Source organism: Aureibaculum flavum (assembly GCF_016406085.1).
In the GTDB taxonomy this organism is placed as follows: Bacteria; Bacteroidota; Bacteroidia; order Flavobacteriales; family Flavobacteriaceae; genus Aureibaculum; species Aureibaculum flavum.
In genome coordinates this window covers 78,563-94,427 of record NZ_JAEHFJ010000012.1, presented here as the reverse complement: position 1 = coordinate 94,427, position 15,865 = coordinate 78,563, and the positions used below count along the sequence as shown (strand labels likewise).

16 protein-coding genes are annotated in these 15,865 nt (G+C 32.0%); 12 read left to right on the top strand and 4 right to left on the bottom strand.

Annotated features, from left to right (window positions below; all coding sequences use genetic code 11):
* Window positions 1-112: 112 nt before the first annotated feature.
* Window positions 113-2,791 (top strand): carboxypeptidase-like regulatory domain-containing protein, encoded by a 2,679-nt coding sequence (locus JBL43_RS18110; RefSeq protein WP_198842795.1) that lies wholly within the window; start codon window positions 113-115, stop codon window positions 2,789-2,791.
* Here the strand turns inward: JBL43_RS18110 and JBL43_RS18105 are convergent, their stop codons facing one another.
* Both JBL43_RS18105 and purN read right to left on the bottom strand, forming a co-directional pair.
* Window positions 2,792-3,433, bottom strand: a complete 642-nt coding sequence (locus JBL43_RS18105; protein ID WP_198842794.1) for a ribonuclease H1 domain-containing protein — start codon at window positions 3,431-3,433, stop codon at window positions 2,792-2,794.
* Window positions 3,434-3,634: 201 nt separating this feature from the next.
* Window positions 3,635-4,207 (bottom strand): phosphoribosylglycinamide formyltransferase, encoded by a 573-nt coding sequence (gene purN, locus JBL43_RS18100; protein WP_198842819.1) that lies wholly within the window; start codon window positions 4,205-4,207, stop codon window positions 3,635-3,637.
* Window positions 4,208-4,384: 177 nt separating this feature from the next.
* On the opposite strand from purN, the gene JBL43_RS18095 reads away from it, so the two are divergent.
* The 6 genes from JBL43_RS18095 to JBL43_RS18070 all read left to right on the top strand — a co-directional run bounded on the left by JBL43_RS18095 (window position 4,385) and on the right by JBL43_RS18070 (window position 9,435).
* Complete coding sequence (locus tag JBL43_RS18095) at window positions 4,385-4,621, top strand: acyl carrier protein (protein ID WP_117883955.1); 237 nt, start codon at window positions 4,385-4,387, stop codon at window positions 4,619-4,621.
* A 91-nt stretch (window positions 4,622-4,712) separates the two neighbouring features.
* Window positions 4,713-5,966, top strand: coding sequence for a beta-ketoacyl-ACP synthase II (gene fabF / locus JBL43_RS18090; protein WP_198842793.1), 1,254 nt, complete (start codon window positions 4,713-4,715; stop codon window positions 5,964-5,966).
* A 7-nt stretch (window positions 5,967-5,973) separates the two neighbouring features.
* Window positions 5,974-6,708 (top strand): ribonuclease III, encoded by a 735-nt coding sequence (gene rnc, locus JBL43_RS18085; protein ID WP_198842792.1) that lies wholly within the window; start codon window positions 5,974-5,976, stop codon window positions 6,706-6,708.
* Between the two features lie 91 nt (window positions 6,709-6,799).
* The gene (locus JBL43_RS18080) at window positions 6,800-7,261 is read left to right on the top strand and encodes an IPExxxVDY family protein (protein WP_198842791.1); all 462 of its coding nucleotides are present in this window, start codon (window positions 6,800-6,802) and stop codon (window positions 7,259-7,261) included.
* Between the two features lie 3 nt (window positions 7,262-7,264).
* A complete protein-coding gene (pyk, locus tag JBL43_RS18075; protein ID WP_198842790.1) occupies window positions 7,265-8,692 on the top strand; it encodes a pyruvate kinase in 1,428 nt (475 codons plus the stop codon).
* Between the two features lie 128 nt (window positions 8,693-8,820).
* On the top strand, window positions 8,821-9,435 hold the full coding sequence (locus tag JBL43_RS18070; protein WP_198842789.1) for a DUF4230 domain-containing protein: 615 nt from the start codon (window positions 8,821-8,823) through the stop codon (window positions 9,433-9,435).
* 73 nt (window positions 9,436-9,508) lie between these two features.
* Here JBL43_RS18070 and JBL43_RS18065 read toward each other — a convergent pair whose 3' ends face one another.
* On the bottom strand, window positions 9,509-11,266 hold the full coding sequence (locus JBL43_RS18065) for an aromatic amino acid hydroxylase (protein ID WP_198842788.1): 1,758 nt from the start codon (window positions 11,264-11,266) through the stop codon (window positions 9,509-9,511).
* A gap of 102 nt (window positions 11,267-11,368) precedes the next feature.
* Between JBL43_RS18065 and JBL43_RS18060 the strand changes: the two genes are divergently transcribed.
* Together JBL43_RS18060 and JBL43_RS18055 are read left to right on the top strand one after the other, a co-directional pair.
* The gene (locus JBL43_RS18060) at window positions 11,369-12,142 is read left to right on the top strand and encodes a M48 family metallopeptidase (RefSeq protein WP_198842787.1); all 774 of its coding nucleotides are present in this window, start codon (window positions 11,369-11,371) and stop codon (window positions 12,140-12,142) included.
* Window positions 12,143-12,147: 5 nt separating this feature from the next.
* On the top strand, window positions 12,148-12,420 hold the full coding sequence (locus JBL43_RS18055; RefSeq protein ID WP_198842786.1) for a hypothetical protein: 273 nt from the start codon (window positions 12,148-12,150) through the stop codon (window positions 12,418-12,420).
* 116 nt (window positions 12,421-12,536) lie between these two features.
* Here the strand turns inward: JBL43_RS18055 and JBL43_RS18050 are convergent, their stop codons facing one another.
* Window positions 12,537-12,989: an ankyrin repeat domain-containing protein gene (locus JBL43_RS18050; RefSeq protein WP_233098826.1), complete on the bottom strand. Its 453-nt coding sequence runs from the start codon at window positions 12,987-12,989 to the stop codon at window positions 12,537-12,539.
* Window positions 12,990-13,203: 214 nt separating this feature from the next.
* On the opposite strand from JBL43_RS18050, the gene gpmI reads away from it, so the two are divergent.
* The 3 genes from gpmI to JBL43_RS18035 all read left to right on the top strand — a co-directional run bounded on the left by gpmI (window position 13,204) and on the right by JBL43_RS18035 (window position 15,773).
* Entirely contained in the window at window positions 13,204-14,718 is a 1,515-nt protein-coding gene (gene gpmI, locus JBL43_RS18045) for a 2,3-bisphosphoglycerate-independent phosphoglycerate mutase (protein ID WP_198842785.1), read from the top strand.
* 27 nt (window positions 14,719-14,745) lie between these two features.
* Window positions 14,746-15,273, top strand: a complete 528-nt coding sequence (locus JBL43_RS18040; protein ID WP_198842784.1) for a thioredoxin family protein — start codon at window positions 14,746-14,748, stop codon at window positions 15,271-15,273.
* A 95-nt stretch (window positions 15,274-15,368) separates the two neighbouring features.
* Window positions 15,369-15,773, top strand: a complete 405-nt coding sequence (locus tag JBL43_RS18035; RefSeq protein WP_198842783.1) for a BT0820 family HAD-type phosphatase — start codon at window positions 15,369-15,371, stop codon at window positions 15,771-15,773.
* Window positions 15,774-15,865 lie beyond the last annotated feature (92 nt).

Genomic DNA, 15,865 nt, shown 5'->3' with positions numbered 1-15,865 from the left:
AGGAACATACGAGAGGTTCGTAATGTTGGCTGCGAATTCAAAGTATTATAAATAAAAGATGTTTAAAATAGAAAAACGATTATAACTTAATACATTAATTTCAAACGGTTCTATGTACTTAAAAATAAGTATACAAAAGGCATTTATTTTCATTTTTATCTTATCCTTTTCTGATTTCTTTGGTCAAACAATAAATGGTTTAGTTACCGATACCTTAAGAAAACCTTTACCTTATACGAATATAATTGCCAAACCATTATCAGACAATATAGAGATGGTATTTGCAATTACAGATGAAAAAGGCAGGTATAAGTTGGTGCTTCAGGCAAAAGAAAACTATAAAGTTACCGTTAGTTATTTGGGCTTCCAGCAGGTTAGTTTTGAAGTGAAACTGACAGAGAATATTATAAAAAATATTCCGCTGAAACCATCTACAAATAAATTGGATGAAGTAATTATTATTCAAGAGGTTCCTGTTCGCGTTAAAGAAGATACTATCACTTATAACACGGATGCCTTTACAACAGGTACGGAAAGAAAGTTAAAACAAGTACTTAAAAAATTACCTGGGGTAGAAGTAGACAGAAACGGTGGTGTAACGGTAATGGGCAAAAAAGTAAACAAATTGTTGGTGGACAATAAACCTTTTTTTGGAGGCGGTACAAAATTAGGGGTAGAAAACATACCCGCAGATGCCGTTGATGGGGTTGAAGTCATTGACAATTATACGGAAGTGATCATGTTAAAGGGGCTATCGGACAGTGACCAAATGGCAATGAACATTAAACTGAAAAAAGACAAAAAACGCTTTACCTTTGGCGATATTGAAACGGGGGCGGGAACGGACAAGCATTATTTGGTGCATCCCAATATTTTCTATTATAGCCCAAAGACCAACGTAAATTTTATTGGTGATATCAATGATATTGGTGTAAAATCCTTTACCATAAAAGATTATTTGGAGTTCGAGGGTGGTATCGGTAAAATGCTGAGCGATCCCAGTTCTTATTTTCAGCTCTCAAACAATGCCTTTTCAGGTTTTTTGGGCAACCAAGATTTTAAAAGCGGTATCAATAAATTTGGTGCAGTAAATATTAGCCAAGAAATCAATAACAATTGGGATGTTTCAGGTTATAGTATTTACTCCAATACTCAAAATGAAACACAAGTTGAAACCGAAAATCGATACCTGAGCCAAAATGAAGAGACCCTTGAAAGTAAAATTGTAAACGGAAGTACCGATAATTCATTTTTTTTAGGAAAACTTTCGTTGGACTACGCACCGGGTGATAACGATGATGTTTCGTATTCGGGTTTTTTTAAATCTTCTAATAATTCAGATTTTGATGGTATTTCTTCTATTTCACCGACAATAACCACAAATTTAAATTCAACCACAGAAGACAACACCATTACGGTAAAGCAAAATGCGGAATGGCATAAAAAACTGTCAAGAAAACATACCACTTCTTTGACGGTGAATTATCAATATGATAAAAGTAATCCGAATACCAACTGGCTAACAAACCAGCCCATTTTACAAGGGTTGATACCTTTACAAAATGATAATGAATATAATATCAATCAAATAAAAAGTTTAAAACTACACAACCTTAACGTACTGTTTAAACATTATTGGGTATTGAATAGAAGCAACCATATTTATACAACGCTGGGTAATAACACACTAGATGAAAAATATATTACAGATGAATACCAAGTATTAACTAATGGTTCAATTAACAACTTTAATACTGCTGACTTTGGTAATGATTTAAATTATAGAATTAACGACTTTTATTTAGCAATGCAACACAAGTTTAAAGTTGGTATTGTTGAGGTAAAATATGGAGCTTCAGCTCATAATTACAACTGGAAAGCAAATCAAGCCACACAAACCCATAAAAATAAGTGGGTTGTTTTACCTGATTTTTTAACAAATGTAGAAATTAATAGCTCAGAAAAATTAAGATTCAATTACAACTTAAAAAGTAGATTTTCTGATGCCCCAAAATTTGCCAATAAATTTCAATTACTTGGCTATAATGCGGTAACTCGTGGTAATGAACAGTTAGAAAATGAAATCTACCATTCTGCAAGATTATTATATACGAAATTCAGCATGTATCGTGGTATCGCAATGAGCGGTAGTGCCTCTTATAACAAAAAAGTTAAAAGTATAAGGAGTCAAGTACAATTACAAGGTATTGACAGATTTAGTATGCCTTTTTTAACAGATAACCCAGAAACTAGATGGATGTTCAGGGGAAATATTAGAAAAACATTCGGCAAAATTATTACAAAAGTGAATGGAAATTTAACATTATCGGATTATTTTCAGGAAGTTAATGGAACATTGTCTAAAAATAAATCGAACTCCACTGGTTTTGGTTTGGAATTGGCTACCAATTTTAAAGAATGGCCAAACATAGAAGTTGGGTTTAAGAAAAATTATAGTAATTTTTCTTCCGAAAATTTATCTTCAAAATTTACAAATGAAAACCCATATATTAATTTTGAATACGATTTTTTAAACGGATTTATTCTAATGGCAGATTATTCCAGTAATACGTATCGAGATAATAATAACCAAAAAAACAACTATGAAATTGCCAATGCATCTTTATTCTATCAAAAAGAAGATAGTGCTTGGGGTTTTAAAGTAAGTGGCACAAATATTTTAGGAGCAAATTTTAAAAATGAAAATTCATTCTCTGAATATATCATTTCAGACCAAAGAACCTATATTTTACCTAGAATTTGGATGTTTTCGATTACTTATAAATTGTAACTACTTCCTTCCAAAATCCGCAGGAATTTCACCCCACGCTTTAGTTTCCCATTTTAGAATAGTAGCTTTTCGATAGTAATCAGGATTCTCTTTTAACCACTTTTCAGCTCGTTTAATCATATCGAACAACGGTCTATTTTCATTCGTAATTTGTAAATTGGTGCGGCATTGTCCTTTTTTAACCCAACTCATGGCTATTCTAGAATCTGAATATAGCGGTAAATCAATCTTTTTTTGCTTTAAATAACCTAATCCATGAACCAAAGCTAAAAATTCACCAATATTGTTTGTGCCTTTTTCAAAAGGGCCTTGAATGAATAATTGTGATTTAGAATGAGTTTCAACACCTCTATACTCCATTTTTCCGGGATTTCCACTACAAGCTGCATCTACTGAGATAGATGGCACAATTGGCTTCCCAATTTGTTTTAATTCCGCTGCTGAAAGTATTACTTTTTTCGTATCCTTCCCTTTATAGTCTTCGTAACTTCCTTTTATGGCTTTTTCTGCCGCTTCTTTAGAGGCAAAAGATTTATATTGAGCTCCAGCAAAACCGTCAATCTGTTTTTTACACGTATTCCAAGAAGTGAAAACGCCTGTTTTCTTTCCTTTCCAGACTACGTAAAATTTCTTTTTTGCCATTTTTAAAATTAAATTGATAGTTACAATTAATTCCTTTTCGTCAGTTCGAGTGATGCTATTGCTTACTTTATCGCTTCCTAAAAAGTTTACGTCCCGATGCTTCGGGATATCGAGAACATTTTTTACACTGCACTTCTCGATACACCACGCTAAAAGCGTGGCACTCGAAGAGACGTTTAATTTTAATAGTCAATCAACGAATCAAACTTTATCCTTTAGGATAACCTCCTCAATTACCCTAGGAAAATGCTCATATTCTAATTCATGTATTTTTTTAGCAACATCATCAGAGGTATCATCTTTAGCAACTGCTACTTTTGCCTGAAAAATAATGGCACCTTCATCATAATTCTCATTTACCAAATGAATAGTGATACCCGTTTCTTGTTCTTTATTCAAAACAACTGCTTTATGTACATTTTCTCCATACATTCCTTTGCCTCCATATTTTGGTAATAATGCAGGGTGAATATTTATGATTTTATCAGAGAAAGTTTCAATAATATTTTCAGGAATTTTCCATAAAAAACCTGCCAAAACAATATAGTCCGCTTCCTTTTTTAAAATATCTAAAACTTTCTCAGATCTAAAAAAGTCATCCCTGTCGAAACTAAAATTACTGACATTCAATCTTTTAGCCCTTTCCAAAACTTTGGCATCCTTCTTGTTTGACAGCACTTGTGTTATCGCAATAACATTACTTTTTTGAAAATACTTGATAATATTCTCGGCATTGGTTCCGGAGCCTGAGGCCAAAATAACAATTCTTTTCATCATTAATATGTAAATTTGTATCACAAAAAAAAGAATTATTATTAACAAATACCGAGGAATAATCTAAAAGTTAAACTATTTTTTTTAAATTAGTCCTCATATTTTATTGGCAAATGAGTTATTTAACTTAAAGTTTTATATTTTTGCCAATAATTAAATTAAAAAATTATAAAAATTATGTCAGACATTGCATCAAGAGTAAAGGCTATTATCGTTGACAAACTAGGCGTTGACGAAAATGAAGTAACTAATGAAGCTAACTTTACTAACGATTTAGGAGCAGATTCTTTAGATACTGTAGAGTTAATTATGGAATTTGAAAAAGAATTTGATATTCAAATCCCAGACGATCAAGCAGAAAATATCGGAACTGTAGGTCAAGCAATCAGCTATATAGAAGAAGCTAAAAAGTAATCTAAAGATACTTAAAACAGGAGTTACAAGCAAATCATTTTAGTGATTTGCTTGTATCTTTATCATCAATCAAAGAACCTTTCTTATTCATATGGAATTAAAACGAGTAGTTGTAACCGGACTAGGGGCTTTAACACCAATTGGTAATACCGTTGACGCTTACTGGAATAGTTTAGTAAACGGCGTTAGTGGTGCAGCACCTATTACCCATTTTGACGCAACCAAGTTTAAAACTCAGTTTGCATGTGAAATCAAAAATTTTAATCCTACTGACTTTTTCGACAGAAAAGAGGCACGTAAAATGGATAAGTTTACCCAGTATGCTATGGTAGCCTCTGACGAAGCTATTTTAGATTCAGGATTAGATTTAGAAACCATAAACAAAGAACGCGTAGGCGTAATTTGGGGAGCAGGTATTGGAGGTCTCGAAACTTTTCAAAATGAAGTTTTAAATTTTGGAAGTGGAGATGGTACTCCAAGATTCAACCCTTTCTTTATCCCTAAAATGATTGCCGATATTGCCCCTGGTAATATCTCAATCAAAAATGGATTTATGGGCCCAAACTATACTACTGTATCAGCTTGTGCATCTTCGGCTAACGCCATGTTCGATGCTTTAAATTACATTCGTTTAGGACACTGTGATGTAATTGTTACTGGTGGTAGTGAAGCCGCTGTAACAATGGCAGGTATGGGTGGCTTTAATGCTATGCATGCATTATCAACCAGAAATGAAACTCCAGAAACAGCTTCAAGACCTTTCGATGCCACTAGAGATGGCTTTGTATTAGGAGAAGGTGCTGGGGCAATTGTTTTGGAAGAATATGAATATGCAAAAGCAAGAGGAGCAAAAATTTATGCCGAACTAATCGGTGGTGGTTTATCTTCTGATGCTTATCATATGACAGCACCTCATCCTGAAGGAAGAGGCGTAATTGTTGTTATGAAAAATTGCTTGGAAAACTCAGGTTTAAAACCTGAAGACGTTGATGCCATTAACACACATGGTACTTCTACTCCATTAGGTGATGTAGCAGAACTTAAGGCTATAAAAGAAGTTTTTGGAGATCATGCTAAAAACATTAACATTAACTCAACCAAGTCTATGACTGGACATTTATTGGGTGCTGCTGGTGCTATTGAAGCTATTTCTTCAATATTATCTATTAAGCATGGTATTGTTCCTCCAACAATTAACCATACTACTGTAGATGAAAATATTGATCCAAGCCTTAACTTAACGCTTAACAAAGCTCAAAAAAGAGATGTTAAAGTGGTCATGAGTAATACTTTTGGATTTGGAGGACATAATGCATGTGTAGTTTTCAAGAAGCTAGACGCTTAAATAGAAAATGAGTTTTATTAGCAACATCTTAAAACCTCGCTCTGAACAGGACGAGAAATTTTTGGCTACAATAAGAAAACTTCTAGGTTTTAGACCGAATGATCTGAAATACTATAGAAAAGCATTCACACACAGTTCTGTTAAAAAAAAGACGGAAAAAGGAATCCCTTTAAATTACGAAAGATTAGAATTTTTAGGAGATGCCATTTTAAGCTCAACAATAGCATTATACTTATTTAAAGAAATACCTGCTGGTTCTGAAGGAGATCTTACTCAATTACGTTCTAAAATTGTAAGCCGAGAACACTTAAATGAAATTGGTAGAGATTTAGCATTAATCAATTTAATTGATAGTAATGTACCCAAAAAGAATTTTGGAGACAATGTACATGGCAATATGTTTGAATCTTTAGTAGGTGCTGTTTATATTGACAAAGGACATGAAGCCTGTCAAAAATTTATAAACAGAACCGTAATTGAACCTTATGTAGATATTGAACGTTTAGAAGGTAAAATTACAAGTTACAAAAGTGTACTTATAGAATGGTGTCAGAAAGTTAAAAAACACATTAATTATGAAGTTTATGAGGACACCGGAAATGATACTATTAAACACTTTAGTGTAAAGTTATTTGTAGACAATAAGATTTTAGCAAAAGGAAGAGCAACATCTAAGAAAAAAGCAGAAGAAATAGCATCTAAACGTGCATATTTTAGATTACAAGACGTAATTTCATTATAATTTACAATTCGTGTAGTTTACTACAAGGATTTCGTAAATATTTTCTCTTTTCTATAAAACAATCATTATTTTCGCATAAATTGTTTTGATTATGACTAAAGTACTATCATTAGGATTTGAATTTGAACATGATTACACCTTAATAGCAATTAATAGTACTTTAGAAGATTACAGACTTGCCTATTTACTGAATAGAGAATTTAATATCAGATTGAATTGTCAACCAGAAGGACTTTCATTTAAAGACAAAAACTGTACATTTACTTTTTTCGGTTATGAATGTAGTTCTAGTTTCAGTTCATGGTCATTATTAGCCAACAAACTCATTTACACATCAGTGAGTATTAATGCAAATGATTTGTTTAAAGAAGAATCTAAAATAAATTATTTAATTAATGAAAAAAAAGAAATTGATTATTTTCTAAAAATTAATGGAGATACTGAATTCGATGAATTTCAATTGATCAAAAAAATAAAAAGTATAAAAGGAGTAATAACTTCATTTAATGTTATTCCACAAACCTTAAAATCTAAAGATTATTTAATATTTTAATATATGCGAAATAGAAAAAAAACAAAAATAGTAGCCACCTTAGGACCAGCTTGTGATACCTATGAGATCATAGAAGAAATGATGACTGTAGGGGTTAATGTTTTTAGAGTGAATTTTTCTCATGCAGATTATGAAAATGTAGCTGAGAAAATAAAAATGATAAGAGAGATAAATCAGAAATTAGGTTACAATGTAGCCGTTTTAGCTGATTTACAAGGTCCGAAATTACGCGTTGGTGTAATGGAAGAAAAAGTCAAATTAAATAAAGGAGACCAATTTATTTTTACTACTGATAAGTGTGAAGGAACTAAAGAAAGAGCCTACATGACCTATCAACAATTTCCTCAAGATGTAAAACCTGGGGAAAACATTTTAGTTGATGATGGTAAACTTTTATTTAAAGTTATTAGTACTAATGGTAAAAACGAAGTGCTTACTGAAGTTTTACGTGGTGGTAAATTAAAATCTAAAAAAGGTGTTAACTTGCCTAATACGGCTATATCTCAACCAGCACTTACAGATAAGGATAAAAAAGATGCTCTTTTTGCTATAGAAATGGAAGTGGATTGGATCGCACTTTCTTTTGTAAGACATGCTGAAGATTTAATAGAGTTAAGGGCATTAATAACTGAACATTCTGATTTTAGAATTCCTATAATGGCAAAAATAGAAAAGCCAGAAGCCGTTGCCAGAATAGGAAGCATTACACCTCATTGTGATGGTTTAATGGTTGCCAGAGGTGATTTAGGTGTTGAAGTTGAAATGGAAAAAGTTCCGTTAATTCAGAAAAAATTAGTTCTTCAAGCTAAAAAAGCTAGAATTCCTGTAATTATTGCAACTCAAATGATGGAAAGCATGATTACCAGTCAGGTTCCTACAAGAGCTGAGGTAAATGATGTTGCCAATTCAATTATGGATGGTGCAGATGCTGTAATGCTATCTGGAGAAACATCTGTAGGAGAATTTCCAATTGAAGTAATTCAAAAAATAAGATCGATTATTGAAAATGTAGAAGATTCACCTTTAATTACAAGATCTGACTCTTTTATTAGAAGTGTAAACGAACGTTTTATTTCTAAAACAATATGTTACCAAGCAGCTAAAATGGCTGATGATATAGGAGCTTCAGTGGTTACCACATTAACCAATAGTGGTTATACGGCGTTTCAAATTTCGGCTTGGAGACCAAAAACGCATATCATGGCTTTTTCTAACAATAGAAGAATATTAGCCATGCTTAATTTATTATGGGGTGTAAAAGCTCACTTCTATGATGAAATGAAAAGTACTGATGACACCGTAGATGACATTAATGCAATTGCTGTAAAAAAAGGTTATGCTGATACAGGAGATTATGTTATAAACATTACCTCAATGCCTGTAAAAGCACACGGTATGGCAAATACAATGAGAGTTAGTCAAATAGAATAAAAATACTACAATAAATACCCTTCTATCAGGAGGGTATTTATTTTTTACACATAAATTTTGAATCTTATTGATCGTTACAAGATTACCCTAAGGTCAAAATTCCATCTTATCTAATAAACATCATTTTAATGAAGAAAGTCCTATTAGGCATAATTATTACCCTACTTTTTGTTTTCGTTTTTCGATATTGCGAAAATAAAAAAGATGATCAATCTATTTTGTACGAAAACTCAATGTTAATACAAGAGCAGATTAAAAATGTGGGTAAACTTATTGTGACGGAAGGACATTTTAGTGAGGTTTTTAATTACAAAAATTCAAAAGCTCTATTTACCGACTATATTACATCAGATAAAAAGGCAATTGTAGTAGTGAACGCTGATGTCACAATTTCCTATGACCTTAGTAAGATTGAGTATAAAATTGATGAAGCTACCAAAACACTCCAAATAATTAGCATACCTAAGGAGCAAATTTCTATTAGTCCCGATTTAGAGTACTATGATATTCAAGCAGACTATTTTAATCCTTTTGAAGCCAAGGATTATAATGATATTAAAGAAACGATTAAATCGTCTCTAATTAAAAAGTTACAGAACTCTGATTTGCAAAAAAATGCAAAAACGAGATTGTTAGAAGAACTTACCAATTTTTATGTGTTGACCAAAGAATTAGGATGGACTTTAAAATATGAGGAAACTCCAATTACAGATGAGAAGAATCTCTTTGAGTTAGAGCTTTGAAAATAAGAAAGAAATCAAAAATAGAACTTCTAACAGCATAAAGTAAGACGAAAAAATCTGCTTAGCTATCTAATCATATCACCTTCTTCATTTCCTTTTCCAACAATTCAATTCCTCCTTTAATTAAATGAGCTATCTCCGAATTTTCCGCCATGGTTTCTAAATAGTTAATCATGTTTCTTTTAAATTGAGAATTTTCATTATAAACCAATTCGGTCATTTCCAACGGCAGTAACCAATCATTAGGGAATTCTAACTTTAACAAAATGAAAATTTCTTCTAATCGAATATAGTTAATCCTACCTTTCTCTCTAATTTTACGTACTTCGTTGTATAACCCATGTAGTTTTTTATCATTCTCAGAATATTTAATTTTATGTGTCTTTTCTTTAGGTACGTCATAAATCAAACTAAAATTTTCAGGATCTGCAACACCAGAATAAGCAGAAACAACTTCCTTACCAACTGCCATATCAAAAACACCCCAGTTAGGATGAAATAACACTTTTTCTTTATGCTTAACAGTACAATTTTTGAATGAAATCAAAATTATTTTACCTTTCAGGTTTCTTTTACCTGTTATAATTTCACCTGTTACCGTAATATTACCTTCAAACTTAAGATTTACTATTTTACCTTCGTAAATACCATACGCCTCTAAATCTGTAGGTGACATATCTTCAATGGCAATATTTATACCTTTTAATTTACCAATAGCAGTACTAAAGCCATCGGCATGATAGGCCTTACTGTGCCCAATCAATTCTTTATTTTTATACGCTAAAGCCGTACCTCCAATTGTTTTAAAATAAACAGGATTATTATTTTCATCAACAATTACATCCTCAAAATTACCTGAAATTTGTATTCCTGTACTTAACTCAATCGTTCCTAAAATTTTAGAATCTATCAACTTATTCAGTCCGTTTAACCCTCCTTTTCGTAATGCCATTTTATTAGCATATTCTTCTAACACCATACTTAAATGAGCAAAATCTGGAGTTACAAATAACTGAGGCTGTGGTTTGGTGATATCAAAATCAGTATCAGCTGCTTCTATTGAATACGGTACTTTTTTTACCTTTTCACTCATACACCATTGACTTTCGCCTATGGAAGATAACAACCCTGCACCATAAATTTTAGAATTTTCTAATGAGCCTATCAGTCCATATTCAACTGTCCACCAATGTAGGTTTCTGATTTTTGCCATTTCACTCAACTCCGTCATGCTATCAACAACTTCAGCAACTTGTTTATCTGCCTTTGTAATCTCTTTTTCACTAGTATTTGGATCTTCTTTTATAATTGATAAATGCCTAATAGCTTCATACAATTCAAAATCTTTAGCAGATGAAATAGCCTTACTTCCAATTTCACCAAAACGTCTTAAATATTCTGCATATTCTGGATTTGCAATAATAGGAGCATGACCAGCTGCTTCGTGGATAATATCTGGGGCGGGTGTATATTCTATATGATCAACTGTTCTAATGTCTGCAGCAATAACTAACGTATTATAAGCCTGAAACTCCATAAAAGCATTTGGAGGTATAAAACCATCTACCGATACTGCTGCCCATCCCAAGTCTTTTAATATCCGATTCATCCCTTGCATTTTAGGAATAGAATTGACAGATATTCCTGCTTTCTTCAAACCCGAAATATAAGATTCATGTGCCACTTTTGATAAATAATCAATATTTTTCCGCATTACATATCGCCAAACTGCTTGATTTTGACTTGTATATTCATTGTAAGGCTGACGTATTACAAATGATTGCAAGTGTTTGGGTAACCTTGAAATAATTTTGTTTGACTTAAAGTTCATTAGTGTAATTAGTGAGTTTGATTTGTAAAGTTAATAATAATTAAACTTGCACTTTTAAATAAATTGTATCTTTATTGCAAACAAAACGAAATTAAAACTATTATGAGAGGAAGAGGTGGACTCAAAATCAGATTATTAATTGGTGCTGGTATTATATTATTTTCATTATTTAAATATTACTCAAATAGAGATACAAACCCTTATACAGGTAAAAAACAAAGTATTGCTTTAACCACAGAAGAAGAAATTGCTATTGGTTTAAAAAGTGCTCCACAAATGGCGGAACAACATGGCGGTTTATACCCTAGTCAAAAAGATCAAGACATTGTAGACAGGGTTGGTAATGCATTAGTTAACAACAGTATCGCAAAAGAAACACCGTATCAATACGATTTTCATTTATTAAGAGACCCTAATACGATCAATGCTTTTGCTTTGCCTGGAGGACAAATTTTTATCACTTATGCTTTATATTCACAACTACAGAATGAAGACCAATTGGCAGGTGTTTTAGGACATGAAATAGGACATGTAGTAGGTAGGCATTCAGCAGAACGAATTGCCAAACAAGGCCTTACACAAGGAATTATTTCTGGTGTTTTAGTGGGTGGTGGTGACGGTACTGGCCAAATGGCAGCAATGATTGGAAACGTTATCAATATGAAATATGGACGTGGTGATGAATTAGAAAGTGATGAGTTAGGCGTCAAATTTATGTTAGATGCTGGATACCAACCTGAAGAAATGATGGGTGTAATGGAAATATTAAAAGCAGCAGCAGGTCCAAATAAGACGCCTGAAATGCAAAGTACACATCCAGATCCAGAAAACAGGATTGAGAAAATTAAAGAGGCCATAGAAAAATATAGAAAGTAGAAATTATGAGCTTTGGTGGAGCAGTATCGGCAATGGTTACTTCGTTAAAAAATAATAAACGAAGTAGAGTCAGTACGTTTGAAAAACTAAAAGATTATAAAAGTATTGATTATGGAGAAGGTAAAATTGACAAAAAAGCAACTCCTGAACAACTTAAAGCAATTAGAGAAAAACTTCAAAAAGAAAATAGAAAAAAACGTATTATTACTATACTTTACTTCGTTATTTCATTTACCATTCTTATTATTTTATTAAATGTGATTAAGTTTAAACAGTAATGTTTTGGTAAACATTCAAAGTTTCCTTCTTGAGAGGGGAACCCATAAAAAAAAGCGAAATGTTGCCATTTCGCCTAAAGGAGATTTCCGTGAATCAATCGGAGTAAATAAAAAAATTACTTTCTTTTTCTCTTTGCTTTTTTCTTAGCTTTTGTAGCATCCTCTATAATTTTATAAGTATCATGTGCTTTTGATATTTTAGCATATTTTAAGGCTGTATACCCCTTGTCTGATTTCACTTTTAAATTGGCATTATTAGCAATTAACAGCTTCACAATATTTACATTATTATATCTAGCCGCGTACATTAAGGGTGTCATTCCAACTGATTTTTTATCAATATCTACACCTGCAATAATCATGCTTTTAACAGCATCATAGTTTCCTGTAGTTATTAATTTACAAAAAGCATTCACGTTGGTGCTATACACAATATCAAGATTTATACTATTTGTTTCCATATTAGAAATGTTGTTATCCATTTTAACATTTTTAATGGTGTCATTAATTGGGTTTGCATAAACTGCTAATCCGAAAACGAGTGCTGATAATAAAATTAGATTTTTCATAATATTTAGTTTTAAGTTACAATATAGAGACGAGGACATAACGTATTTCGTTACTCCTTCCCTTCACAATTAACCTAAGTTTAACCGTATCTTAAAAAAATGTTATTGCAATACAACAATTGTTAAAATCAACTATAACGTTATTGTTATTAATCGTTTTCTATTACTGATTTCACTTTTAAATTTCTTAAATTTGTGATTCAAGTTAATCATTATGAATAAGAAAGTTATTTTAATAATCCTAGATGGATGGGGTATTACACAAAACCCAAAAGTATCAGCAATTGCACAAGCTAAAACTCCTTTTATAGATTCTCTATTTAAGAAATATCCTAATGCCAGTTTAAGAACTGATGGGCTACATGTCGGCTTGCCAGAAGGTCAAATGGGAAACAGTGAAGTCGGTCATATGAATTTAGGTGCCGGACGCATTGTTTATCAAGATTTAGTGAAAATAAACAAAGCGGTAGAAGATGGAAGTATTGCTCAGCAAGCAGAACTTCAAAAAGCGTTTTCTTATGCAAAAGAAAAAAATAAAAATGTCCATTTTGTAGGATTAGTTTCTGATGGTGGTGTACACTCACATATCAATCATGTTAAAGGATTAGTAACTGGAGCCAATAATTTTGGGTTACGTTCATATGTTCATGCATTTACAGATGGTAGAGATGTAGATCCACATTCTGGTAAAGAATTTATTGCCGAATTAAATAATCATCTAGCACAAAACAATGGTCAACTGGCTTCAGTTATTGGTAGATATTATGCAATGGATAGAGATAAACGATGGGAGCGTGTTAAATTAACTTATGATGCCATGGTAAAGGGCATTGGTACAAAATCACACAATGCTATTGAATCTATTCAAGAAAATTATGACAATGGTGTAACTGACGAATTTATCAAACCGATAGTTATGGTTAATGATAAAGATCAGCCAATATCTACTATTAAAGATGATGATGTTGTTATCTTTTTTAATTTTAGAACAGACAGAGGTAGACAAATTACGGAAGCTTTATCTCAAAAAGATTTCCCGGAATATGATATGAAAAAACTTAATCTGTATTATGTTACCATGACTAATTATGATGAAAAGTTCAAAAATGTTCATGTCATTTATAACAAAGACAATTTAATCAATACCTTAGGAGAGGTTTTAGAAAAAAACAATAAAAAACAAATTAGAATAGCGGAGACAGAAAAATATCCACATGTAACATTTTTCTTTTCCGGTGGTAGAGAAGATGAGTTTGTTGGTGAAAAAAGGTTAATGTGTCCATCTCCAAAAGTGGCTACGTACGATTTACAACCAGAAATGAGTGCAAAAGATATCACCGCCGCTATTATACCTGAATTAGATAAGAAAGAGGCTGATTTTATCTGTTTAAACTTTGCCAATACAGATATGGTTGGTCATACTGGTGTTTTATCTGCCGCTATAAAAGCTGCTGAAACAGTTGACAAATGCACTGAAGAAATTATTGAAAGTGTATTAAAAAACGACTATACAGCTATTATAATTGCAGATCATGGTAATAGTGAAACTATGATTAACGAAGATGGCTCTCCAAATACGGCACACACTACGAACCCGGTTCCAATCATTATTGTTGATAAGGATATCAAATCAGTTAAGAGTGGAATTTTAGCAGACATTGCTCCAACTGTTTTAAAATTAATAGGTGTTGATAAACCTGAAGTAATGGATAGAGAATCATTAATTTAAACACAAAATAGAGCCCAAAATAAAAATATGAAGAAAATAATTTTTGTGTTTGCCTGTATGTTGGTTTTTAGCGGACATGTATTCGCTCAACAAAAAACCACCATTAATAGACCAAACTATTTAGAGGGTGTTACCTCACAAAAAGCATTTAAGGAAGCTCCCTTTGCCTCATGGTTCAATCGTAATTATGATAATTACAAACTTGATGAAGCTACGGTAAAAGAAGTTAAGAAACATATTAAGGGTGTTACTATTAAAGCTTTTATGGGTACTTGGTGTGGAGATAGTAGACGTGAAGTTCCTCATTTTTATAGATTATTAGCAGAAATAGGTTTCGATGAAAGCGATCTAGAAATGATTGCTGTAAACAGAGGAAAAAAAACGGCTGATAACTTACAAGAAGGCTTAAATATAATTAGAGTACCTACTTTTATATTTTATAAAAAGGGTAAAGAAATTGGCAGATTTGTAGAATATCCTAAAGAAACTTTAGAAAAAGATATATTAAAAATTCTTAAAGAAGAGCCGTACAAGCATGCATATGACAGAAGTTAATTTGTAATTTTAGATACTAAAAGTAATTGTTATCAGTTTAGTATTTTGTAAAACAGAATATTGGCTTAAATTTGCAAAAACTTTAATAACTCTAAATGATTCCAAAGGACCCTTTAATAATTGCTGTTGATTTTGATGGTACCATAGTAGAAGACGCCTATCCGAAAGTTGGCTCACCTAAAATATTTGCCTTTGAAACTTTAAAGGAATTGCAAAAAGATGGACATCGATTAATATTATGGACTTACAGACACGGAGAACGTTTACAAGACGCTGTTGATTTTTGTGAAGAAAATGGTATCCATTTTTATTCTGTAAATAAAAACTACCCCGAAGAAAAATTTCAAGGAAAAGTAAGTAGAAAAATTAATGCTGACCTTTTTATTGATGATAGAAATATCGGTGGTATGCTAGGTTGGGGCGAAATCTACAAGATCATAAAAAACAACCCTAACGCGGAAGTACCAAAAAAGAAGAAAAAGAGTTTTTGGAAATTTTAAATTCGCGGTCTTGATTTTAAAGTTTTGGTGTTTACACATTAAAACACCATAAAATGCAATTTTCCGTAAATACAGCTTAGAATATTCGTTGT